Origin of the sequence: Caldicellulosiruptor sp. DIB 104C (assembly GCF_028198085.1) — a bacterium.
GTDB lineage: Bacteria > Bacillota > Thermoanaerobacteria > Caldicellulosiruptorales > Caldicellulosiruptoraceae > Caldicellulosiruptor > Caldicellulosiruptor saccharolyticus.
On sequence record NZ_CP116337.1, the window covers coordinates 2,399,172 to 2,423,747 of the forward strand.

Consider the following 24,576-nt stretch of genomic DNA (forward strand, 5'->3'; position numbering starts at 1 on the left):
ATAGAAAAACAAAAGATAAGAAAAGAGCAAGGAACTTTTTCAGTTCCTTGCTCTTTAACATTTTATTTTTAGTCACCCTTTATCACCTCTTGGTATTCTGAGTGTAGTAACCAATTTCATCTACCTTTTTAGCCAATATTTCTTCTACGTCCTTTGGGAAAGCAAGACCATCCACCAGAGGTATCGAGTAAGTAACAGGTTGATAGCGTGCAAAAGGACCTAGTCCACCTATATTTCCGTCTCTTATATATCCAAACCCAAGATGTACTTTGTACCACATCCTACCTATTATCTCCTCCCGCATCTTGGGATCAAGTTTTTTAAGCTTATCATTCGATATATAGCGGTCTGGATTTAAATAGTATGCATTAGTGAAGAGCATTGGCGCATCAGGGTACTTTTCCATCAAATATTGTGCATAGAACAATTGCCATAACTCGTCAACTCTGAGTGTTATTGATGTACCAGTATGCTGGAACATCAAACGTTCAACAGCCATATCCGGATTTCCATAGCCATCGTACAGAGTCCATCCACTCTCGTCTACCATTCTAGGATTCTTTTCCTTGCTGTAATCAAATGTCATTTCGTCAACTACTTTTCTTCTGGACTCGTCAAATACCCTTGCTATCATCTCAGTTGCTTCTTTCTGTGTTAGTATTCTGCCTGCATTAAATCTGATATCTGGTACTGGAAGTTTGGGTTGTTTTACCTTACCATCAAAATACAATCGCCCATCAACGAATTTGGTTTTGAATATGTTCTTATCAATATTCACATCAGGTGTGATTATACCAAGGTCTGCAAGTCTCAGCATTGCTTCCTGGTAAAGTTTCGGTACTGATTTGAAGTCTACACAAATGTATTTGAACCTTGTATAGTCAAGCGGATACTGTCTTGGCAAAATCATCAACCAGCGGTTCAACGATTCATTGAATATCGGGTTAAGTTCTGCCGTCAAGTTCCAATCTTCCGGATTTTTGGTCTTATACTTGCCAAATTGTAGGAATGCAAAGCTTGCTATTGCGTATCCCGTTTTCCCTTCATGTGTAATGTAAGGATAATAGAAGTAGTACGCACCAGGATATTTCCTGCCATATTCAGGATACAGAACATCTCCTGGAACTACTCTGTACAGGGTATATGGTTTTTTACCTGCAGGCAGTTGCTTGTTGGGGTCAAGATTGAAAAAGATGATTGGCATTATATCCCACACTAAAGCCTTTGTTCTTTCCTGTGGGAAGTCAAACTTGACCTTGTTTGGTTGTTCTTTCATGAATCTTTGCAACAGTTTTACCCAGTCCTTTGCAGGGTCATAATCTCTGAGTCTGTTCCACACATGTACTGTTTTGACTGTACCATCCTTGTAGTATTTGTCAATCACCACAATGTTGTATGTCCTTATTACCCTGTAAGCATTCGTGTAAATTGGTTTATCACCGTAATAGGGGTTTCTGTACCAAGGTACGTACGCACCTCTGAAATTTTTACCTGGTTCACCTTTCGGCCAGAGGGTGTAATCTACTGGTGAGAGAATTTCAACTTTTACTGGTATGTTTTTATCTTTGAGTTCTGGGACAGCGTTGATTAATTTCCACACGATATAGCTTGCCTGAGCACGTGTGAGAGGTTTATCTTTTTTGACTTCTGGCGGTATCAATTTCATTTCAACTGCCTTATCCCATGTTGCAGGGGTTACCTTTGCTTGTGTGAGAAGCTGTGTTACAAACTCTCCTGCGGTAATATACCCTGCATTTGAACCTGCCTGTGTATCGACAGGCTTGACGAAAACCACAATGGTTAACACAAGGCTTATTATCAGAGCAATTGTCAGAAATTTTTTCATATCCACCACCACATCTTTGTTTTATTTTTCTCAATAATAGTTATACCGCACTTTTCGAAATTTCGACACAGAATTTTTTGTTGTTCAAAAACAGAAAAGCCACAGATAGTTTTTGGAGCAAACTATCTGTGGCTAACATTTGCTACTGTGGTCTGATTTCTATTTTTACATTTCTGTAGACGCATTTTGAATACAGTTTTGCTATTCGTATGTGGCAATTGGTTCTGAATATATTATACCACTGTAGTTTGAAATTGCAACAGTTATTTAGTCTGCTTCTTTGTACTTTTCAAGAAGCTCAAAAAAACTGTAAGTAGAAAGCTTCCTTTTTCTTAGTTTCATTTCATCTAATATTTGTTGTCCTTCTTGAAAGCTTATGAGTTTTCTCTGATATGCAAGGTATAGAATGGTTTCTGTGGTTATCAGCGGTGGTTGGTCTGGCTGAATATGCAGCAGTACATCTTTGAGATTGTTACTGGCAAGAGTTCCGTTTAACATTTTTGCTATTACTATAGCAGCAGCTTCTCCTTTGCCTATGGAATTCGTACTTTTTTGATCTGTCAACCTCGAAAATTCATCCTTGTAAGGACTTAATTCTGGAATTTCTCTGATTTTGTATTACCGCTTCTTTATTCTCTGGTCTATGTTTAGAAAAACAAATCTGTAGGAGCGGTATTTTTGCAATTCCTTTATTTTGTCCAGAACGATTCTGGGGATAACGATATGACCAGCAAAAAGTTTGTCGATTATATCAAGTCGATTTATCCATGAAAATGAACAAAGACAATCGTTATCAAAGACTATAGGCATCTTCAAGTTCATTAATTTCACCTTCTGTGTCTTCTTCAGGTTCAAATATCAGATGTGCGTATCCACCTTCTATGAGCAGTTCCTCGTATTTGCCATAAGAAATTCTACCAGCGTCCAAAAGTTTTTTGGCAAGTTCTGCATACGGAGAGTAAACTTGTATTTCTTTGCCAGATGTGTTTTTATACAATTGTGTTGAATAACCGTATTCTCTTGCTTTTTTGATTACATCTTTGCTAAAATCTTTTTCCTGTTTTTCTGTAATCAAATTCAGTTCCTTTAATCTGATGAGCATAAACTGGTGACTCACTCCAAAGTATTGTTCCAGAAAAATAATATCACTTATGTCGGGTGTTTTTCCTTCTGTCCTTTTGTAAAACATGTACTTGACACCTTCTTCTGGCAGTAGAAAATTAATGGCAAAAATATTTGCTTCCCTTTCCTCTGGATTATCTTCGGCAAATTTTTTGATAGGACATATTCTACTCACAGCACCTTTGCTGTATTTATAGTGGTAATACTCATGAGCTGCTGTGAATCTTTGGTGCCCAAGTGTTTTCTTTGAATTGACAACTATTAAAGCAGCTCTGCCTTTCCTTACAAACAAGCCTGACATTTTTTCGCTCATTTCCATAAAAGCAAGAGAAATCCCTTCTATCTCGTGGAGAACTTTGAAAATGTCAACTGCCTCATGCGAAGCAAGACCAAGACTTTTCCTTGTCTCTAAAGCTCTCATCTCAGCCAAATTATTCATTTTCTATCTCCTCCAATTGTTTGTACATCATGTCAAGGTTTGCGACGAACTGATTGGCAAAGGCAATAACTTCTAAATCCTCATCGGAAATTTCATCAGCTCTAAAGTTTATCGCAATCTGCTCGTTTAGATTTTGTTCTTCACCCAGTAGATAGTTATAATCACAGCCATATAATCTGGCAAGTTGCAGGAGAATATCAACACTAACTTCACGTTTACCGTTTTCATAATGCGAAAGTTGTTCTTGAGTAATACCCAAGTATTTTGCCACCTGTTCTTGAGTAAAACCTCTCTGTTTTCGTAGCTCCTGTAGCCTCTTACCTATTTTCTTGTATACTTCCTCTTTCATAAACATCACTCCATATAACTGTTTGTTATAAATGCTCTTTTTCTTTATTTAATTATACCACACTTGTTATCATAGTAAACAGTTTTTTCTGCTAAGAAAAAACAGAAAGCCACGGCAAGGCTTTCCCTGCAAACCTGTACCGTGGCTAACTTCCTTTTTATTTTTACATTTTTGTAGACAGGTTTTGAATATGGTTTTCCGGACTGTATTTATTATACATCCAAATTTCAGTTTTTGCAACACAATCTTTTTGTGTTTAGCTTTGAATGATTTTTTAGTGGTTTTTCTCGCCTCTTTTTGTATGTTCAATAATCCAACTTTTAATTTGTTCTCTATCGTATCTTCCTTCGGCAATTGCGACTCCTAACTCTACTATCTCTTTGTCTGAACACTCTAATGGTATATCATTTATATCACACAAAACCGCCATTAAAGTTATACCTAATCGCTTACTGCCATCAATTAGTGGATGGTTTTTTATAATGTTGTAACAAACTGCCGCTATTTTATCGACAACTGTTGGATAAAGCTCAATCCCATCAAATGTTTGATATACGCATTCCAGAGATGCTCTCAGAAGTTCTTCATTACGAATACCATAAATACCGCCACTTTCCCTGACAATTCTTCTGTATATCTCAACTACTTTCTCATATGGAATTGTTCTCATCATTTTTTAGCAAGCTCTATCAGAGCATTTTTATGTTTTCTAATAAATCTTTCTACGGCATCATCTATTTTCCTGCTTTCAAGTTCTTTGTTTAATTTCTCTACAAAATCTAATACTTTTATTTGTTGTTCTGGTGGCAAGTTAATAACTTTTTGATAAATTTCTCTTGCTAACTCCATGTCCAAAGAAACCCCCAGCTCAAGGTTCTCTAATAATAATTGTACCACAAACCAGTATGTTTATGCCACAAAAGAACAAAAACCACAGCTTTTAAGCTGTGGCAGTTTTTATTTTTACATTTTTGTAGATCGATTTTGAATATAGTTTGGCCGACTGTCTTTATTATACACCCAATTTTCAATTTTAGCAACACAATTAAAACACCGATTTTTCATGGCTTCAGACTACTGGGCAAGGTATTGTTTGAGTTTTTGAGCTGGCTTTTCCTTTATTCCTGCAGGGTATTGTGGCAGGCTTTATGTAATCGTTTACATTCGCTTCTCCTAACCTTTTGGCTATTGCTATTCTACATCTCCAGCTCAAAAGCCCTTCCCGGACTTGTCTACTTCCCGCAAACCCAGTTGTATTCTTGCTTTCTGCTATGTGCCAAAGTCAGCTGTGAGCTTTCGAGCAACCCCACGACCTGCCGTGGTCTCAGACAATTTGATTTGCTTAGAATTTTATAAATAACGAACATTTGTTGGTGTTAAATTTAGTCTTCTTTTGCTTTAAAAAAAATTTGACACTCTATATAAATACCTAAAAACTACATCTTTGGCAGATGTTTTAAGTATATTGTAACACATTGTTTGCTTTGTTGCAACAGTATTCTGCTCCAAAAACAAAACCACTTATCAAGCAGAAATTCAGACTACCTGTGGCTGAAATAGTTTCAATTTGTAAGCTCTTTTCTCAGCTTTCTTATCTCCTCAATAGCAAGACCTGTAACTTTAGCGATAAAATCGTCTTCGGTTCCTGCTTGTATCATGTTCTTTGCTATTTCTATCTTGGCCTGATACGCTCCTTGCTGAATTCCTTGTTGAATTCCCAGCTGAATTCCTTCATTGAATTTTTTCATTTGTGATTCATCAAGAAGTCTTGCCACATTTGATACGAAATCACCCATCTTACTCACTCCCCCCTGCTTGACTTTCTCAACTAACCTGTCGTACTCTTCCTTATCTTCTTTTGTGAGTCTTGGTCGAATTACATTACCTGCCCATATTAAAAACCTCTCTATGTTTGTTCTACTCAACTGCTTGAGTTTCGGTACAATCTCTTTTAATCTTTTGATAAGTTCTTCTGTGTCATTCCTTGCCTGTTCCAAGTAGAATACTACTGGACTTAGGACATCCTCTTCCTCTTGCAGCAAAGTTTTTACATCCAATTTTGAAATGTTCACAACTGCGTACTTGAATATGTCATCCTTAAAAACATCAAATGCATTGATTATCTCTTGAGAAACATCCCAATCCCTTTCAAATCCATTGTATGTCACAATCGGTATTATCGCCGGAAGCTTCTCCACACCTTCTCTTATCTTCCTCGCCCAGAGCAATATCATGTATTTCAGTAGCCTCTCTGGCATATCTTTTGCCACAGTTGACTGGTTCTCAATGATAATGTAGAAGTACACTTCTCTGTCTTTTAGTTTTGCTTTTGCTATGACATCAGCTCTTCTTTGCAAAAAATATTCATCAACAAATTCTTCGTTGGCAAGTTCAATTGAATTTTCATCAATATCTTTTGCCCAGCTGTAGCCTATTACATCTTTGATGAGGAAAAGGATATCTTTTGGGTTTTCAAACAAAAACTTAAAAGTTGAGTCATGCTCCTGTGGCGGCAGACTATCGCGCATCAGTTAACTCCCCCTTGTTGGCAAACTTCGAAAACAGGGGGAGGAGTACCTTAACACTTTCTACTTTTATTATACCACACAAAAACGAAAACCACAGCCTTTTGCTGTGGTAGTTTCTATTTTAACATTTTTGTAGTCAGGTTTTAAGTGCAGTTTCTCTAACTGATTTTATTATACCCCTCTTTTCAGGCTTTGCAATAGTAGCTTGGGCACAGATTTTTTCAAGGTTTCTAACTACAGGTAGCAAGCTTTGTTTGGGCTTTTGTGTCAGGTTTTTGACTATCAAGACGATTTTTACTGCTGAACCCTCTGCGTAATCGTTTACAGTACCTCTTCCTGGTCATCCAAACTGTGCAAAACTGCACAAGTTTGGAAGGCTGGGCTATTTGTAGTCCGCCACATCAAGGTTGTTCCACACCCAGTAGGCGGTATTTAGAACAACCATAGCCCCTGCCCCAAGAAGCAGGAACTCGCGCCCTTCTTACAAGGGTCTCCCCACTTGCCCTGAAACAAAAAGTGATTTCAGGACAGACATGTCACGCAGTACCCTCTCAGGGGAAAGTAGCCTCACCACCGCTACTTTGAGAACTCGCCAGAGATTGTGGTCTTTACCACAGGTACCAGAACTTGTTCCGCCCAGAGGTCCTGATACCCTCCCTGGCTCACTCCCAAGGCTTTCTATCATCCGCATTACATTGTCTATCTCCTTGAGATGTCTCTTTTTCAAATGCACGTTCTTTACCCATTTTCTCACATGCTCTTTTAATTCCTCCAAACTACTTACATCAAGCCTGCTAAGAAGCTCCATGTAGTTTGATGGTATCCTCTCATTTAACCCAAGCCCCTCTTCTTGCTACTACATATGCTGCAGCTATATCCTTTGTCACCATAAATTGCGGCGCGTACTTCAGCATACCTATCGAGGTGTATGCAGGGTCTAGGGAGTTAAAATAAAATTGTGTCCACTGTATAATTAGTGTTGAAATAATCACCAAAGGGGGGCTCACGATTATGGAGAAAAATGAAATTTTTGAAACCGCTAAAAATATGGCTATCGAGCAAGTATTAAATATGTATTGCTCCAAAGATGATCCTACTCGCCCAGCTTTAAAACAGCTTTTGGAAAACTTGCTCGATTGCTTTATGTTATCAGAAAGAACTGTTTACCTTGCTAAAAACGAAAACGATAAAGGCAATGGTTTTTACGGCAGAAAACTTGCAACACCTGTTGGCAGCCTTGAAATTTCTGTTCCTCGCACACGCTCTGGTAACTTTCGACCTTCCATTCTCCCTGACCGCTACAAAAGGGTTGACAGCTCATACACTGACCTGCTCATGTCTTTAGTCGCCAATGGTTACTCAGAAAGTTCTCTTGTCCAAACTCTTAAAAGCATGAATCTGCCTTATTCTGAAGACGAAATCGAAAAAATCAAAAACGATCTTAAAAACGAGCTTCAACTTTTCAAACAAAGAGAACTTCCTGAAAGTGCTTTTGCTCTTATCATTGACGGTTACCATTGCGAAATTAAAGATAACTCAAAAGTTAAACAAGCTACTTGCTATGTCGTGCTTGGCATTGATTTAGAAGGCAAAAAAAGATATCTTCGGTATCTACACTTTCTTCGGCAAAGAAAACAAAGCCGATTGGATGAGAGTCTTTGACGACTTAATTACAAGAGGTCTTAAAAAAGTCTTAATAGTTGTAAGCGATGATTTTCCAGGCATTATCGATGCTGTTAGACTCGCTTATCCCCTTGCCGACCATCAACTATGTTTTGTTCACCTTCAACGCAATGTCAGAAAACATATGGCAAAAGATGATGCTTCCGTTTTCAACAAAGAGCTTGATAAACTAAGAACTTCCTCTGCTGATTTTGACGAAGCTATTTCAAAGTTCAAACTTCTTTGTGAGCAATACTCCTCAAAATATCCTCGATTCATAAAAGGTATTTGCGAAAAAGCAGAGTTCTATCTTGCACATATGAGGTATCCTGAAGATTTAAGAAAGTACATTTATACTACTAATGCTGTAGAAAGCGTAAACAGTATGATTGAAAAGATAAGAATAAACTCCGGTGGTTATTTTCAATCTGTAGAAGTTTTAGAGATAAACATATATTTACAAAGAGAAAACTTGCGTCGGGGCAAGTGGAAAAACGGAGTACCTATTCTTAAAAAATGTAGTTACAATATATTACAGCTCTACAATATACGCTATGAAATGGAAACACAAAATTCTTGACAAGTCTCAGGGTCTACTTCTATAACCTCTATCCCTTCTCGCTTTGCTAAAAGTTTTACTTTCTCCAGAAGTAACTTGTACCCAAAGTAATGCCTTATCCATCTCGATTTTCTACCTGAAAAAGTCTCATCTTCTTTCCCTGTGCTGTATGCTAAGGTTCTCAATCACTATGGCTTTTTGTTTCTCCTTTGCCATCTGTACTAAAATGTAGGCATACTGCCACCTGTAATACTCCTTCTTATCAAAGCTGCCACTTTCAAGCTTCTCAAGTGGTATTCTGCCATATCCCAGAAGCTGTCCGTGCTCATCTGTTTCTACCCATGCCACATTCTTGGGATATGCGTTCGTGTCTATCCCCACAGCTCCATTTGGTCTTGTTATCTCAAACTCTGGAAAACCCTCTTCAATCGTGAAATAGGCATACATTACTTTTCATAGTTGTCTTCAATTGTTAATTTCTACCGCTATGTAAGACCTCTTTTCAGCAATAAGCTCATTTTGAGTTTATAAAAATTACAAAAACTGCTATACAAACATTGCTATAAATACATGTCGCTTGTTTACATCAAGCTGTTAAATATGTAAAGGAGTCTAAACTTTTGCAATTTGTTTGTATACTTTGAATTATTGCTGCATAAATAAGCATATATTTGAAATTAAAATTTATTCACATGCATATGCAAATATATTTATTTTGACTAAAAGTCATGTTTGTCGACCTTCAATGCAAAAATTTTGAGATTCAATTTGTATGCGATTTCATTTAGTCATAGCAAGATTTTGATAAAGTTGTTAGTAACAACTGGATAGACGGAAGGATTCGATAGGTTTTTATCGCTTGATTTTTCTGGGCTGATTTGAGTTTTCCATAGATGTTTCGATATAAAAACATTGACAGGGGTGTATAATCTTGATATAATAAAATCAAGCTCTTTGACGTATTGTAGCCTCCCCGTTGGGGATTGAAACCTGCTGTTTTACCTCTGTAGAGAAAACCATTGAAATATTGTAGCCTCCCCGTTGGGGATTGAAACTATTTTTCTGGTAGCTTGTTTACCACATGTACCTTCTCCCCGTTGGGGATTGAAACTATTGCTACAATTTCAAGTGGTTCATACCCATTTTCGTTTGTAGCCTTCTCGTTGGGGATTGAAATTGTTCGCTACCAAACATAGGTACGATACTCCACTTTACGCATATAAAATTCAATTAAAGGCAGATAACCGCATTGGGTTAATTTGAAAAATCCGATGGGGATTTTGTTTTTTTCATGGGAATTGTGTAATAGAAGCAGGGATAAAAAAGAGAATACCCTGAGTTGGTAAGAATCTTGTTAATCAAAAATACCTTAAGTATAAAACGTAAGATTGCAAAGTTGAAAAGATATACGAACTTTTATAACTTCTGCTTAAAAGGATTTGTTTACAGAGTAGAAAGCTAAAGTACAGTAGGCCATCTTGACAAAGGATTCAGAGCATCACTATTCCTATGAAAAGATAAAAACAAAAGAAGTGTGGTAATTTATTTTCCTATGAATAGAAGGGGATAAACCCTGTCTTTTGTACTCTGGTGTGTACAAACCAATATATTTGGTGCCAGATTTGTCTAAATGTTTGGTTGTGGCTCTAATTCCAACTGGGAGTAGAAAATTATGTGCATGTTTGGTTAATATTTCTTTTAGCGTATTTGTTTTTATATTTCAATCAAAGAAAGAAATCTGCCCAGTTCTATGTTCCTCAATTAATAATTTTCTATTAGTATAAAATTGATTAAATTTTTTAAGTTTGTATTCGAGGCTATTTTCATCAAGCCCTCTCAAATCTTCCTTAGGAAAAAATTCTATAGCTTGGCGTTTGACATAGTTGTATCTGCTATTTTTGTTATTTGGTCGTTGAATAATTCTGTGCACAATTTCATATGCTATTGAAGCTAACTCATACTTATTCTTATTGGTGCTGTTATAATGTAGGCAATTCACCACACAACCAAGAATTATATCAATAAGTTGAATAAACTGAGAATGAACAGGATCTCCTTTTTCTGATCTATGGTCAGAATCTAAAAAGATAATTTGGGGATTATTAAAATAAATTTTATCTTCTTCCGATTCTATTTTATATATGGAATGCCAAGAAAAGTACTTATGATCCTCTAAATTGCCTTTATCATGATAAATGTTGTCAACTATAATAGCATCATATTCAAAAAAGAATCTTTTTAGAGCCTTTTTTATTGCAGTTCTAAAAAATCTATTGTATATTGTCGAATGTCTATCCTGCTGTTCTTTTGGTCCAAATTTATTTAAATCTAATTTAGACAAATTAATGCCTAAAATATAAAAATAAATTTTTTCTTTGTCTTTCACCCAATATTGTACCCAATTACGAGCAATTTTAAATTTTATTGTATTACTTGTTTCTTCATAATGAATTTCTGAATTATTTAGTTCATGATATTTACAATAATTTGAACAGCTCCCCCACACCTTTGGAGGATCAGCTAAGCAACGTAAGTTGAAAAGATCTTCGGAAAGGTCATTAGAAACAAACTCAGGTACTATTAACATCCCTATATATGACCATTTCTCGTATATACCTAATTTTGCTATCTTTAATGAACATTCTTTAACTTCATCACAATACAAATTGAGAGTTATACTCTTTTGCTCTTGCATCATTTTTTGACCACCTTATATTTTTTCTTTTACAGTATTCCTTCTGCATTTATTCTTTAAATTTACAAATATTATTTTACTGCAAAAATTTATAAAATAAAAGAGTTATTATTAAAGAATGAAATTATTTTGAAGCCAGATAGTAAATTTTTTACATTAACTTAAAACTGTATTTGGGATTGCAAACATACAATTTTTTATAGTATGATATAACTTAAAGAACATCTTTCGTGATGATAGATCCAGCCACAACGGTTAGGAGAAGAGATAAAAATGCGAAAGCCTTGGTCTATTTCCACAACTGTTAGAAACCCCGAAAGATTAAGAGGATTTTTGCAAGTGTTATCTGAGTTTGAAGGAATGAATTTTGATGAGAACGTTCAAATTCAATATCAGATACGATTAATACAATACAAACTCTACAGACCTATGAATTTACCTGAAGATATAAAACGTGAGTTTGATGACCCCGCAATTAAAAAAATAGATTACAAAAAAGCTAAGAAGATTTTTGATTTACAAAAATATAAAGATCCTTCTATGCGTGGTCGGCAGTCTGTAAATCCCTTGAACAAATTAGGATTTGCAATTGCCAAAAAAAGCTTAGGCAAGATTAGAATAACTGAGTTGGGAAGAAAATTTTTAGATGAAAATAACGATGTCTCCGAGATACTTTTCAAAAGTCTTCTTAAATTACAGTACCCAAATCCTTTTAGTAGCGATTTTAAAAGCAGAGATGGCTTTGATATCATTCCTTTTATAGTAACTTTGAAGTTTTTCTATTTGTTAGAAAAACAAACGCAAATAGAAGAAATTTCAAAAAGAGAATTTTGTTTATTCATTCCAACCCTCATTAACTATAAAGAAATAGAAAATCAAATTAACCAGCTACTTGATTATAGAAGATCAAAAAATAAGAGAGATTTTGAAGTACATTTCGTCTCTAAGTTTTTTGGTTCAGCTAAAAATATTGAGACTAAAATCAACAATTTGTTTGATTATGGAGATAACATCTTACGATTTTTTCTTCTTACAAAATGTTTTACCGCTAAAAAAAGTGAATTTGGACAAGTTGCCAGTGTAAAACTTTCACAAGATAGAAAAAAGGAAATCGAAGAATTACTAAATATGTTTGAAGGAAAAGCAATAAGCTTTTCTAATTTAGATGACTACATCGAATATATGACTGATATCACAAAACCTGAATTGCCGTGGGAAAAAAATAAGAATAAACTTATTGAGATGGCAGAAAGTATCCGGAAAGATATTTCACAGCAAATAGAAAGCAGTAAAATTGCAATAAATGAATACTCTAAAATGGTTTTAGGAAAAAACTTATTTGAGTTATCTGAGGAAGAATTGAAAAAACATATCAATGAACTGAGGGCGATAAAATCCAAAATTAACGAAGCTAAAAAGGCTCATATCTTAAAATATAACTTTGCTAAATTAGACGAACATATTAAAATACTAAGGAATAAAGAATATTGGAAGGAATTAGAACCAGCCGATTTAGAACAAATAATATTCGAGCTATTGTTAATTATTGATAGTGCAGAAAAAATTGAATCAAATGCTATTAAAGATGATGAAGGAAATTTTATAAATTTTGCACCAGCTAAAAAACCTGATATTGAATTTTTCTTCAAGGAATTTGCTGGAATTTGTGAAGTAACACTAAACAAAACTCAATATCAATGGATTCAAGAGGGATATCCTGTATTAGATCACGTGGCAAAATTTATGAATCAATACCCTAATTATACTAATTTTGTAAATATTTTTATTGCTCCAAAAATACATGATAATACCTATTATAATTTTTTCATTGCTTTAAAATACGGATTTAAGAGTAAGAAAATCAGAATTATCCCTTTAAATTTTGAACAGTTTACTATGTTCACAAAAGTGCTTCAAAGCTATTTTGAAAAGTTCAATGGTTTAAATTCAAACTTAATTTTGACCCTTTGTAATGATATATTTTACACAATGGAAAATTTAGATGACCACTCAATGATATGTAGTTTAATTGACAATAAGCTTTATAGTCTATTTTAGGAAGGTGACCCAAATTTGATTTACAATACAATTTTACATGGTGATTGTGTAACGATTATGAAAGAACATATTCCATCGGAAAGCATAGATTTAATTTATGCTGACCCACCTTACAATTTGTCAGGCAGAGATCTTATACTAAAAAATAACAAGACTGGTGGTCCATTTTATAAAATGAATGAAGAATGGGACAGCTGGGATTATGACAAATACTGTGAATTCACTTATAATTGGCTTTTAGCCTCATATTCTGTCTTGAAAAATAATGGTAGTTTGTATATTTCTTGTACTTACCATAACATTGGAGAAGTTATATTTTTAGCAAAAAAGATAGGCTTTAAATTAAACAATATATTGACATGGGTCAAGACAAATGCTATGCCAAATATTACTAAACGTACATTTAAACACACAACAGAATTTGTTTGTTGGTTTGTTAAAGGCCCTGGATGGAAATTTAACTATAATGAAATTAAAATGCTTAATCCAAGAAAAACAAAAGATGGCTCTGTTAAGCAAATGGATGACTTTTTTGATTTCTTTGAAATGCCTCTTGTTCAAGGAAAAGAAAGAATTAAGTTAGACAATGGCAGAGCCGCACATCCAAATCAAAAACCTGAAAAATTGTTGGAAATAATAATTACCGCTTCAAGTGATGAAGGAGATATAGTATTAGATCCTTTTTTTGGAACAGGAACAACTGGTGTTGTTGCTGAGCGTATGAATAGAAAATGGATTGGAATTGAAATAAACGAAACCTACATTGAAATTGCCAAAAAGAGAATTGAAGAGGAGAGAAGAAAAAATGTGCAAAGTACATTTATTTAATGATGATTGTTTGAATGTTCTAAAAAAGATAGAAGACAATAGTATAGATCTGATTTTTGCTGATCCTCCTTACAATTTGTCTTCAGAAAATGCTCTAACCACGAGAGCCGGTAAACCAGTAAAATGTTATAAAGGCGAATGGGATAAAATAGATGATATATTTGAGTTTAATCTAAGGTGGATCGAGCAATGTGTCAGAGTACTTAAAGAAACTGGAACTATTTGGATTTCTGGAACATTGCATAATCATCCTATAATTGGAACTATTCTGAAGCAGTTGGGTCTCTGGATTATCAATGACATTATATGGTTTAAACCTAATGCAACTCCTTTACTTTCAAGAAATAGATTTGTTCCATCTACAGAATTGATCTGGGTTGCAAGTAAAAATAAAAAATATTATTTTGACTATGAGATGGCACGAAAGCTTAATGGAGGCAAACAGATGAGAAACTTATGGGAAATTCCTGCTCAAAGGCATAAGACTCCTCATCCTACTGAAAAACCTGAAGCATTGTTAGAAAGGATTATTCTAATAGGCAGTAAAGAAGGGGATGTGGTCTTAGATCCTTTTATGGGCTCTGGAACAACTGGCGTTGTAGCTAAATTGCTTAAACGAAACTTTATTGGAATTGAAATTGATCCAGTATACTTTGAGATTGCAAAAAAACGTATTGAGGAAGAAAAGCTTATTCAGCAAACTTTTTCAAATTTTCTTTAAAAAGGCTGCTTTACTTTCTTTCGCCAAAAGTAGCCTCTTTTTCTCTGTTAGTTTCTGTACAAATACTGAAATAATTTCCTCAAATACGTACCCAAAATTTAGAATATTAAAAACCCACCTGAAAAGCCTCAAGTTCAACTATCACAAACCCATCTTAATAAAAGATGTATTTTATGTATCCTCACCTGCCTTTATAGAAATCGCTGCAAGTTTTACAACTCCTTCGTGCACATCCTTGAACTGCTCAATCAGCTTGTCAACAGAACGAATCTGTTTTTGGAAGACATCTTTAATTGATGAAAGAGTTTTAAAGTACTGCAAAGTAGTTTGAGTTTGCAATTTTAATGTATTATTTATATTCAAAATTTTTTCTTGCTGGTTTGAAATTTCAGATGATATCTTTGATATTCTCTCTTTCATGGCTGTGTTTGTCTCCTTGATTTTGCTAAGCGAAACAGTAGATTTTTTGGCAACTTCCACTCCTGCTTTTACAACCTTCATACTCTCTTCAAGCCTCTTGTTTGTTTTGTTGAATGTCAAAAGCGACTTTTCTATTGACTCAGAAATCCGTTTTGCAAATGAATCTGCTGTTTGTGAAAGCCTTGAAATTTCTGAAGCTATGACACCAAAACTTGGCACATCGCGTTTTGCTGCTTCTATTGAGACATTTAGTGAAATTATCTTTATCTGTTCTGCAAGCTTTGAAATGTACTCACTTGCACTGACAATTGATTTATAATTCTGCATAGCTTCAGACAGATCTGAAGCAACTTGGTTTATGGTCTCGTTCACTGTGTACATGTATTTTATGAGGTTTTGGATAGACTCTTCTTCTTTGTACGTTGTATCAACCACACTTGTTATCCCCTCTTCAATTGTCCTAAACACTTTGAATGTATTTTGGACTTGTTGCTCAATCTCAGTTATATAGTTGCTTACCTCTTCAAACGCCTTTTTTTGCTTTTCAGCCAGCTCTATAATTTCCTTTATTTGAGCGGCTGTGATCTCATTTGTCTTCGCAGAATCTGTTGCAATGCTACTTAGCCTGTCAATATAACTTTGCGTGGTGCTAACTGTCTGGTCAATATTTGTGACAAAGGTATAGATACTCTTTACCATCTTTGAAAATTCTCTTGCCAAAAGTCCTATCTCGTCGCTACTCACAATGCTATCTTCTACCTGTATATCAAATTTACCTGTTGCAACTTTTCTTGCACTGTCAACAAGTTTATTTATTGGCCTTGTGATCCTGTTTGCAATGAACATACTGATGATGACCAAAACCAATGTAAGTCCAAACAAGAGTATTGAAAACCTGATTGAAGATGTAACAAAGTTCGAAACAAGAAGGTTGTTTGTAAGTATTGCAAGAGCTGCTACAGGCATTATGTTATTAGCTTTTCTCACAGGGATCACTACAAAACTATAACTGTCATTTTTTGTACCTGTTTTGCCAATCAAGTACTCGTACTCACTTGACATTGCTTTTTGCAAGGTCTCTTTTCCTATGATAGCCCACAGTTTTTGAGAGTTTGATTGTGAAATATATTTATTAGGCGAATTTGCAGGATACAAAATGACATTCATCTTGGTAAGTCTTGAGAGGTTTTCAACAAACCTCTTGTCAAGTTTGTACCCAACAATTACTGTGCCAATTACCCTCATGTTGTTTGCACTCATCTCTGTGACAACATCTGATACAGACTTTATATAAATGTCATCTCCGCTTTTTTCAATAGTGGTATACCTTAGCCTTGCAAGCCCGCATTTTACTAAATAATTTTGTTTCCAGTTATCACCATAACGTGAAAGTATGTCACTTCTTCCGATTAAAATACCGTTTGAGTCTGTTACAGCAATCTGGTCAATATTCATCTGGCTTGCCAATGGCGAGATTACTTGTACAAGTTTTAGATGGTCTTTTTTCAAGATTGCCTCTTTTAGCAGGTTGTTTGATGAAATTAAAGTTGCATAGTCTTGAGATAGTTTTTGATACCTTTCAATCTCTTGAATTGCTACATTGTGTGCGGCTTCAAGTCGTGATTTTAGTTCTTTTTGGGCATTCTTCTCAATAAGGCTCAATGAAAAGATTAAAAATACTAAAAGTGGAATTAATGAGATTATAATAAACCATAGCGTAATTCTTGTTTTGAGTGAACCTGAGATTTTAATGGAAACTTTTTTAAATTTATGTAGTTGCTTCATTTTCTATTATCATCTCCTTCTTTATTTTTCTACTCTTGATTTTATACAAAAATTGTTAAAAGCCTGTTTTGACTATGTTAAATGATTGTTAAAATGTGCTATAATTTTGATATAACCTACCTTAAATTATGCAGGAGAAAAAGGATGAAAAATATTAGAATTTACAAAGCTGCTATTAAAGGTATTATATTACTAATTATAGGACTATTTGTTATTGGAAGTTGCCCCATTTATTTGAATAGGTTTTCTGAAAGTGGTTCTGCAAAGGCTACTTCTTATTTTCAGGCAAAGAGGAATGTGAGCTTTTTTTGCTCAAAAGCATATTTTAACAAGGTCTATTCAGACACAAAAACAGAAATTTTAAAAAGTCCTTTCCCTTTTGACTTTTATGTATCGCAAAATCCAACCGACTTTTTTGTTGCAGGCTTTGAAAATGACAAGCTTGTGTCTTACTATACAAACTCCAAACAATTTTTAGGGTATGAAAATATTAAAATTGGAAGCAGTCTGCAAGATGTGAAAAGGACCAAATTGAAATTTCTTAAAAGCTTCGTAATATTAAATGGTATGAAAAAATATAATTTTACAGATGAGAATTTAGGAAAAGAATATGATGTGGCTTTAGTCAATAATAGCTATTATGTTTATTTCTTCTATGACAAACTTGTTTCTCCAAATGTTGTAAACGGAATCTTTATGGTCAAAAAAGGTATTTGGGATGATTTTCTTATAAATGATGATGTTTTCAAAAAGCAAAAGGATATAAATCATCTTCTTTCTGCATTTGAAAGGCTTTGCTATCTTCACTTAAACTCAATCAGAAGCCAAGAGGGAAAGCAACTTTTTAGGTACTCTGACAAAATCTCGATTGTCGCAAGACTTCATTCACAAAACATGGCAAAGTATAATTTCTTTGGTCACACAGATGTCTTTGGCCAAAGCCCTACAGATAGGTTTCAAAAGCATGCAATTGCTTTTAAAAAGATTGGTGAAAACTTAGCAATGGGCACAAAACTTCTTCCCTTTTTTGCAAACCACCTTCTTTTGAATTCAAAAGGGCATAGGGAAAACATTGAAGGTAATTTTGAATATGCAGCAGTAGGATGTGCTGTGGATTTGAATACAGACAATGTGTATTACACTCAGAACTTTGCCAATTTGATATATTCACAAGGCAGCACTTTTGGCCGATAAAAAGGTGATTGACCAGGGAAACCCTATTCCTCTTTTAAAAGAAATATACAAATTGGAACATTATAAACTTGAAATTGTACTGTTCGCAAAAACCAGCTTATACAAAGGTACAAGCGCCAGAAGATCTCACACCTTTAAATGATTATTTAAAGAGGTATAACTGGAAGTTTGCCGACCAGCTTGGTTCGGTTATTATCTACAAAAAGGAAGACCAGCCGCTTGCAATAAAAATGCGGATGTTTACTCAAAAGTATATTGTTTATGAACTTCACCAGTACACTCTTGATAGCTTAAAATAAAAAAGTGGAAAAATCAAATTTCAATCTTAACATGTCTTGCAGCATGGCAGCAAATATTTACCGCAACAGGAAGACCTGCTATGTGTGTTGCACACTCTTCTACAAATACATCCAGTGCAGTTGTCCTGCCTCCAAACCCTTCTGGCCCTATTCCAAGTGAATTTATTTTATCAAGAAGTCTTACCTCAAGTTCTGCGATGTAAGGGTTTGGATGGCGCTGACCAATATTTCTCAAAAGTGCTCTTTTTGAAAGAATTGCAGCCTTTTCAAATGTTCCACCTATCCCAACACCAACAACAATCGGCGGGCATGGGTCAGATCCTGCTTTTTTCACTGTTTCTATTACAAAGTTCTCAATTCCTTCTGTGCCATCAGCTGGTGATAACATGCAAAGCGCGCTTTTGTTTTCACTTCCAAACCCTTTTGGCATAAAGTAGATTGTGATTCTGTCTCCTTTTACAAAGTCAAAATGGATTATTGCAGGTGTATTATCGCCTGTGTTTTCCCTTACAATTGGGCTTTTTACCATTGATTTTCTCAAGTAAAAGTCTTTATATCCCCTTGCTACAGCTCTGTTAATGGCGTCTTTTATTGAGCCTTCAACAAATACCTCTTCACCAATGTCGACAAAAAACACAGCAGCACCAGTATCTTGACAAACTGGGCGCATCTTCTGCTCTGCCATTCTGATGTTTTTTAAAAGATTTTCCAATGTATACTTTGCAGTGTCCTCTTCTGCTTCATACGCCTTTTTTAAAGCCTCTTTTATATCTTCTGGAAGTTTGCAGACAGCCTTGTTTATTGCTTCATACACCTTGCTTTCGATCACGCTTTCTGAAATTATTCTCATTCTTTTTTACTTCTCCTTTGCAATTTTATTTTTGTTTCAAATCTAAATTTTTAGTTTTAAATATTGTCTCATCATCATTATGAGAATATTGTTTTCGTATAAAAACTCAGCAAACATTGAAGTTCTGATGTAGTGCTGGACTGTTTTGAAAATTTGTGCATTGGGGAAGAAGTATATAATGCTAAATGCTATGTAGATTATTATGAGAGCTACTCCGATCCCTGCCAAAAGACCGCCAAAGCCATCAATTGTACCAATCACAGGCACTTTCCTCATAAACCCAAGCGCGTTTTTGACTGCAACTATAACAACCTTTGCTGCAATGAATGTAGCTATCATTGCAATAAAATTAATCAAAACCATTGTGGCAGCATCCTGAAGACTTTTGTTGAGAGCCTGGTGTGCCTCCATAGCAGCACCCCTGAAAAACTCTGGCACAACCGGTGAAATTGTATCCCTTATTACAACCTTGTCTTTTACGAAGTTTTCTATTGCTCCTTTTAAGACAGAAGAACTTTCAATTGCTCTGCCTACATATTTATATCCCCACACTGCCACAAACCATGAGATTATGTATGACCCAACATCAAAAGCCATTCTTAAAAGTCCTTTTTTATACCCCATCCATGCACCAATGAGTATAATTATCAAAACAACCAGGTCTGCTAAATTTGGCATTTTTAAAACTTTACCACCTTTCTTGGTAATATTCTATCCTGTCATTATAAATATAGTATAGCTTGTCTGCATTTATTACAGCTTTTACAAAGCCAAAAGAATTTACTTTCAATGTCTTGAGCTTATTCAAATTCAAAGAATAAATCCTCACTTCGTTTCCTTTTGATGTGACAATCTTGTCGCTTGTTGCACAGATTGAATCAAAGTCTTCTATCTGTTTTAAAATAAACCTTCTGAGTAGCCTATTGTAAACTAAAACCTTGTTTTTGGCAAAGAGAACATCTGTATTTCCTATTACATATTCAGGTGAAGTAGTAAATGAGAAAGCCTTTATCCTCTTTTGAAGCTTTGAGTCGTAAACTTCAAAACTTTTTCCATTGTACAAAAGTATGTAATTTTCTATGGCATAACATCTTTTTGTATTCTGAAGATCTGGTGTCAGAACCTTTGACATAAAAACTCCTCGGTTGTTCACAAAAGATAGTGCCAATTCATTTGAATCTCTTGGTTTTAAAATTGCAATTGCAAAAGAGCTGTTAAAATCACAGTCTATTACCTTTTCCTTATACTTTGCTGAGAACACAATATTTTGGTTTTTATCATACATTATTAAATAGTCTTCCTTTTCGCTTGATAAAAGCACCAAAACCCTTCCATTTTTTATTCTTATCTTTTCAATATTTGCCGGATACAATATATCCTTTTGCCACAAGTTAGAGAGTATATGAAGGTACTTGCCACCTTGAGTATATGCAGCTGCAATGTTGCCATCTGAAAATGTTTTGTGATTTTGATATGCAATGTTTGTCCACCTTAGATTGTCACCTGTAAGTCTTCCAATCTTTCCCCTGTACACTATGGCAACTCCATCTTTAATTGGTACGATATCTTCATAGTATCTTATGTTTGGATATGTCTTTTTGTACTCATAGTGAGAAAACATATAGGGATTTATAAATTCCACCCCAAACACATTGAGAGTTAAAATTATAGAAATAAGCAGGGCAAGGCATAATATGAGCTTGTACAAAAAACGAATTAATCTCATAGCTTTTCACGCCTTTTTTGTTTTTTAAAGTCTTTCCACCATCAATATGGCTATGTCGTCGTCTAAATCTGAGACAAAGTTTCTTAGGTCTCTTATCAAAAGTTCTGTGTTGATGTTTTTGATACTAAGTATTCTCTTTATAAGCCTTTTTTTGCCATACATCTCACCGTATTTGTTTTTGCTCTCAATAAGCCCATCTGAATAGAAGATTAGTTTATCATGCTTTTCAAGCACTGTCTCCTTTATCTCAAACCCCTGTTCTAAATCAATTGAAGCAATTGGCTGGCCTTTCATAGAAAACATCTTTATTTTCTTGTTAGCTCTGACCAAGATAGGTTCTGTCACATGCCCTGCACTAATCATGTTCACTTTTCCCGACTTCTTTTCCAATATTCCAAGGACAATTGTTATGTACACCTCATTGGGAAAGTTCATTTCAATAAAATCCAAAAGCACACCTTTCATAATCTCTTGAGCACTTGCTTCTATGTACGTATGTGCATTTTTTATTATACTCTGCTTTACAAAGACTGTTACCATTGATGCCAAAAGCCCATGCCCTGCCACATCTGCAACGTAAAATACAATCTTGTCGTCAATGTTTATGACATCTAAAAAGTCTCCTCCAAGCCGTTCACAAGGCTTGTAAGTATATGTGATCCTGTATCCTTCTATTTTAGGGATAACCGGCAAAAGTGATTGCTGAAGCCTCTTTGCAAATTCTAAGTCACGTTTTAGAATCTCGTTCTGGCGTCTAAGTCTTTCTTCTATTCTTCTTTGCTCTGTAATATCTCTGAACACCTCGACTGTGCCAATTACATTTCCATTCTCATCGTGTATAGGAGAGCTTATGACATAGTATACCCTGTCCTTATGAGTAGCATATTTCATAGCCCTTGTATTTTCCTTAATTGACTTTATTGCAATACACTCTTCACAACGCGTATTTTTACAAAAAAGGTCGTAGCATTTTTTGCCTGTCTGGTCGCCAAACTCTTCTTTCATCTTTGAATTGCAAAAGATAACATTCCCATCTATATCAATGACCCTCACCAGGTCTAACATTCCATTCAATATGCTTTCATAAAAGCTCTGTGAAAAATTGATTCTTTGGAAGTCCATCCTCTTACCCCGCCAATGATAAATAAATCTATCATTGGCAGGAAACCCCCCTTTCTTTTGTGATGTTTTTATTCTTTTATCTCTTTTGCAAGGTAATTTTTCCTTGCTAAGTCAATTGCCTGCATCTCTTCAGCTGAAAGCGGATACTTCGATAGACCATTTTCAATTGGCTTTGCATATATGCTTGATCCATCTCTTGAATATATGCTATTTAATACAACTCCATTGTCGTACTCATCTAAGAGGGCAATTGCAAAACTGAGTTTGCTCCCAACATTTTCAAATGCATCATACCTCACAACTCCAAGCTTCTTTATATTTAGCTTTGAGTTCTCACTGAGCACTCTGTGACTTTTATGCAAAGCCTTTAAAACCTCTTCAAAATACACTATCTTTTCATTTGTCTCTCTCAAAATCTCTTCAATTGTTTTAAAATCATCATTTTTTACAAGGGCTAAAAAACGTCTTTTTAGATTTTTATTCTTTACTGACTGAATAAGCAGTGCTATAAAAAGTATCATATTTATCGAAAGAAGTGCAATTATAATCTGGTTTGAGTAACTACTAAGAAAATCTTTCATTAACTATACTTCCTCCTTCTTTTGCAATGTTCCACGTGGAACATTTTTTATGGCATGAGTATTGAGATGATCTTTTCAAGTTCCTCTTCACTGCTAAATTCTATCTCAATCTTTCCTTTTTTCTTTTTTTTATGAATCTTGACCTTTAGCCCAAATAGCTTCATAAGATTTTCCTCTAACTCTTTTAGGACCTCATCCTCAACCTCATCCTTCTTTTGTTTGTCTTTTGCCTTTACAATCTCTTCAAGTTCTCTCACACTTAAATCCTTTTCAACTACAAGTTTTGCCAAGTTCTCTCTTTCAACATCATTTTCAACAGACAAAAGCACTTTCGCATGACCTTCAGAAATCTTGCCTTCAATTATCATCTGCAATATATTTTGACCAATATTTAATATCCTCAAAGTATTTGCAATTTTTGACCTTGAAATCCCAAGCCTTTTTGCAAGTTCCTCTTGTGTATAACCATGCTCATCAATAAGCTTTTTATAAGCAAGTGCTTCTTCATATGGGTTTAAATCTTTCCGTTGAATATTTTCAATGAGCGCAATCTCAGTTGGATTTGTATAGTTGCGAACAATACAAGGGACCTTTTGAAGCCCTGCAATTTTACAAGCCCTAAGTCTTCTCTCGCCAGCAATGAGTACATATTTATCTCCTTCTCTTCTCACAACAAGAGGTTGAATGAGTCCCACATTTTTAATCGACTGAGCAAGCTCTTCAATTTCATTATCATCAAAAATCTTTCTTGGCTGTTCGTTTGAAGGTAAAATTTTATCAATCTCAATCTCTTCTATTCTCTCATCATTAGCAGACTGTATATCATTAAGACTTTCATCAAAATTCTGCACTCCGTCATCAAACAAGGCATCAAGGCCTTTCCCGAGCCGCTTTTTCATAAAAATACACCTCTTTTATGTATTCTTCTTCACTTTATTTAGGTACTCATCAGCAAGTTCTATATATGCACGTGCTCCTTTTGAATCCGGGTCATAAAAAATCCCTGGAAGTCCAAACGAAGGTGCTTCAGAAAGTCTTACATTCCTTGGAATAATACTCAAAAAGACCTTCTCACCAAAATATTTTTTTACTTCTTCCACAACCTCAAGTGAAAGATTTGTTCTTGAATCAAACATTGTTAAAACAACACCATCAATCTCAAGATGCTTGTTCAGATGTTTTCTCACAAGGTTTATTGTACTTGAAAGCTGAGAAAGCCCCTCTAAGGCATAGTATTCGCACTGAATAGGTATTATGACAGAATCAGATGCAGCAAGAGCATTTAAGGTCAAAAGTCCTAAGGAAGGTGGACAATCAATAAATATGTAATCATATTCACTTTTGACACTCTCAATAGCACTTTTTAACCTATATTCTCTTGCTATCACAGAGACAAGCTCTATCTCGCTTCCTGCTAAATTCACATTTGAAGGAAGAATATCTAAATTCTCAAATTTATCCTTTATTATAATCTCTTTTATATCAGCACTGCCTATCAGAACATCATAAATAGTCCTTTCTAAAGACTTTTTGTCAATCCCAAAACCACTTGTGAGATTGCCCTGTGGGTCACAGTCAACAGCCAAAACCTTTTTTCCCTTTTTACTTATTGCAGCAGATAAATTCACACAGGTTGTTGTCTTTCCAACTCCACCTTTTTGATTGACAACTGCCACAACTCTTGCCATCTTTTTTGCGTTTCCTCACCACTTTTTAATTAGATTATATCACAAGAATGTTCCACGTGGAACATTATGTATTTATTATTTAACAATTTTTTAACATTTTCAAA

The 24,576-nt window shown here is 34.9% G+C and carries 20 protein-coding genes and 4 pseudogenes; 6 read left to right on the plus strand and 18 right to left on the minus strand.

Going from position 1 to position 24,576, the window contains the following annotated elements; genetic code table 11:
- Positions 1–82: 82 nt before the first annotated feature.
- The 8 genes and pseudogenes from PGC14_RS11750 to PGC14_RS11785 all read right to left on the minus strand — a co-directional run.
- Positions 83–1,846, minus strand: a complete 1,764-nt coding sequence (locus PGC14_RS11750) for a hypothetical protein (RefSeq protein WP_271629038.1) — start codon at positions 1,844–1,846, stop codon at positions 83–85.
- A gap of 267 nt (positions 1,847–2,113) precedes the next feature.
- Positions 2,114–2,668 (minus strand): annotated as a pseudogene (locus PGC14_RS13510) (hypothetical protein).
- Entirely contained in the window at positions 2,640–3,407 is a 768-nt protein-coding gene (locus PGC14_RS11760) for an ImmA/IrrE family metallo-endopeptidase (RefSeq protein ID WP_271629039.1), read from the minus strand. Before PGC14_RS11760 ends, PGC14_RS13510 begins: the two are co-directional and overlap by 29 nt.
- The gene (locus PGC14_RS11765; RefSeq protein ID WP_271629040.1) at positions 3,400–3,756 is read right to left on the minus strand and encodes a helix-turn-helix domain-containing protein; all 357 of its coding nucleotides are present in this window, start codon (positions 3,754–3,756) and stop codon (positions 3,400–3,402) included. Before PGC14_RS11765 ends, PGC14_RS11760 begins: the two co-directional genes overlap by 8 nt.
- 274 nt (positions 3,757–4,030) lie before the next feature.
- Positions 4,031–4,429, minus strand: coding sequence for a type II toxin-antitoxin system death-on-curing family toxin (locus PGC14_RS11770; protein ID WP_271629041.1), 399 nt, complete (start codon positions 4,427–4,429; stop codon positions 4,031–4,033).
- The gene (locus tag PGC14_RS11775; protein ID WP_039766357.1) at positions 4,426–4,605 is read right to left on the minus strand and encodes a hypothetical protein; all 180 of its coding nucleotides are present in this window, start codon (positions 4,603–4,605) and stop codon (positions 4,426–4,428) included. Before PGC14_RS11775 ends, PGC14_RS11770 begins: the two co-directional genes overlap by 4 nt.
- A 713-nt stretch (positions 4,606–5,318) precedes the next feature.
- A complete protein-coding gene (locus PGC14_RS11780; protein ID WP_039766360.1) occupies positions 5,319–6,284 on the minus strand; it encodes an Rpn family recombination-promoting nuclease/putative transposase in 966 nt (321 codons plus the stop codon).
- A gap of 432 nt (positions 6,285–6,716) precedes the next feature.
- Positions 6,717–7,225, minus strand: a pseudogene (locus tag PGC14_RS11785) (IS200/IS605 family accessory protein TnpB-related protein); the annotation flags it as partial.
- A gap of 70 nt (positions 7,226–7,295) precedes the next feature.
- Here PGC14_RS11785 and PGC14_RS11790 point away from each other — a divergent pair.
- Positions 7,296–8,526 (plus strand): annotated as a pseudogene (locus tag PGC14_RS11790) (IS256-like element ISCsa2 family transposase).
- A gap of 8 nt (positions 8,527–8,534) precedes the next feature.
- Here the strand turns inward: PGC14_RS11790 and PGC14_RS11795 are convergent.
- Together PGC14_RS11795 and PGC14_RS11800 are read right to left on the minus strand one after the other, a co-directional pair.
- Positions 8,535–8,955: pseudogene (locus PGC14_RS11795) on the minus strand (IS200/IS605 family accessory protein TnpB-related protein); the annotation flags it as partial.
- 1,270 nt (positions 8,956–10,225) lie between these two features.
- The gene (locus tag PGC14_RS11800; RefSeq protein WP_271629042.1) at positions 10,226–11,200 is read right to left on the minus strand and encodes a hypothetical protein; all 975 of its coding nucleotides are present in this window, start codon (positions 11,198–11,200) and stop codon (positions 10,226–10,228) included.
- A gap of 273 nt (positions 11,201–11,473) precedes the next feature.
- Here PGC14_RS11800 and PGC14_RS11805 point away from each other — a divergent pair, with 273 nt between their 5' ends.
- The 3 genes from PGC14_RS11805 to PGC14_RS11815 are packed head-to-tail and all read left to right on the plus strand — an operon-like array spanning position 11,474 to position 14,807.
- The gene (locus PGC14_RS11805) at positions 11,474–13,258 is read left to right on the plus strand and encodes an AlwI family type II restriction endonuclease (RefSeq protein ID WP_271629043.1); all 1,785 of its coding nucleotides are present in this window, start codon (positions 11,474–11,476) and stop codon (positions 13,256–13,258) included.
- Positions 13,259–13,273: 15 nt separating this feature from the next.
- On the plus strand, positions 13,274–14,086 hold the full coding sequence (locus PGC14_RS11810; protein WP_039765895.1) for a DNA-methyltransferase: 813 nt from the start codon (positions 13,274–13,276) through the stop codon (positions 14,084–14,086).
- A complete protein-coding gene (locus PGC14_RS11815; protein WP_039765897.1) occupies positions 14,064–14,807 on the plus strand; it encodes a DNA-methyltransferase in 744 nt (247 codons plus the stop codon). Before PGC14_RS11810 ends, PGC14_RS11815 begins: the two co-directional genes overlap by 23 nt.
- Positions 14,808–14,978: 171 nt before the next feature.
- Here the strand turns inward: PGC14_RS11815 and PGC14_RS11820 are convergent, their stop codons facing one another.
- The gene (locus tag PGC14_RS11820; protein WP_271629044.1) at positions 14,979–17,012 is read right to left on the minus strand and encodes a methyl-accepting chemotaxis protein; all 2,034 of its coding nucleotides are present in this window, start codon (positions 17,010–17,012) and stop codon (positions 14,979–14,981) included.
- 144 nt (positions 17,013–17,156) lie between these two features.
- Between PGC14_RS11820 and PGC14_RS11825 the strand changes: the two genes are divergently transcribed.
- Entirely contained in the window at positions 17,157–18,206 is a 1,050-nt protein-coding gene (locus tag PGC14_RS11825; RefSeq protein ID WP_271629045.1) for a CAP domain-containing protein, read from the plus strand.
- Between the two features lie 68 nt (positions 18,207–18,274).
- Positions 18,275–18,505, plus strand: coding sequence for a hypothetical protein (locus PGC14_RS11830; RefSeq protein ID WP_271629046.1), 231 nt, complete (start codon positions 18,275–18,277; stop codon positions 18,503–18,505).
- Between the two features lie 13 nt (positions 18,506–18,518).
- Here PGC14_RS11830 and PGC14_RS11835 read toward each other — a convergent pair whose 3' ends face one another.
- From PGC14_RS11835 to PGC14_RS11865, 7 genes are all read right to left on the minus strand, one after another.
- The gene (locus PGC14_RS11835) at positions 18,519–19,355 is read right to left on the minus strand and encodes a fumarate hydratase (RefSeq protein ID WP_271629047.1); all 837 of its coding nucleotides are present in this window, start codon (positions 19,353–19,355) and stop codon (positions 18,519–18,521) included.
- A 42-nt stretch (positions 19,356–19,397) separates the two neighbouring features.
- Positions 19,398–20,033, minus strand: a complete 636-nt coding sequence (locus tag PGC14_RS11840; RefSeq protein ID WP_039765756.1) for a CvpA family protein — start codon at positions 20,031–20,033, stop codon at positions 19,398–19,400.
- A gap of 10 nt (positions 20,034–20,043) precedes the next feature.
- The gene (locus PGC14_RS11845; protein ID WP_039765759.1) at positions 20,044–21,081 is read right to left on the minus strand and encodes a hypothetical protein; all 1,038 of its coding nucleotides are present in this window, start codon (positions 21,079–21,081) and stop codon (positions 20,044–20,046) included.
- Between the two features lie 24 nt (positions 21,082–21,105).
- Positions 21,106–22,203 carry a SpoIIE family protein phosphatase gene (locus tag PGC14_RS11850; protein WP_039765760.1) on the minus strand — a complete coding sequence of 366 codons (1,098 nt, stop codon included), beginning with the start codon at positions 22,201–22,203 and terminating at the stop codon, positions 21,106–21,108.
- Positions 22,204–22,271: 68 nt separating this feature from the next.
- Positions 22,272–22,784, minus strand: a complete 513-nt coding sequence (locus tag PGC14_RS11855) for a DUF4446 family protein (RefSeq protein WP_039765763.1) — start codon at positions 22,782–22,784, stop codon at positions 22,272–22,274.
- Between the two features lie 47 nt (positions 22,785–22,831).
- Positions 22,832–23,683, minus strand: a complete 852-nt coding sequence (locus tag PGC14_RS11860; RefSeq protein WP_039765765.1) for a ParB/RepB/Spo0J family partition protein — start codon at positions 23,681–23,683, stop codon at positions 22,832–22,834.
- Between the two features lie 15 nt (positions 23,684–23,698).
- On the minus strand, positions 23,699–24,472 hold the full coding sequence (locus PGC14_RS11865) for a ParA family protein (protein ID WP_271629048.1): 774 nt from the start codon (positions 24,470–24,472) through the stop codon (positions 23,699–23,701).
- Positions 24,473–24,576: the final 104 nt, after the last annotated feature.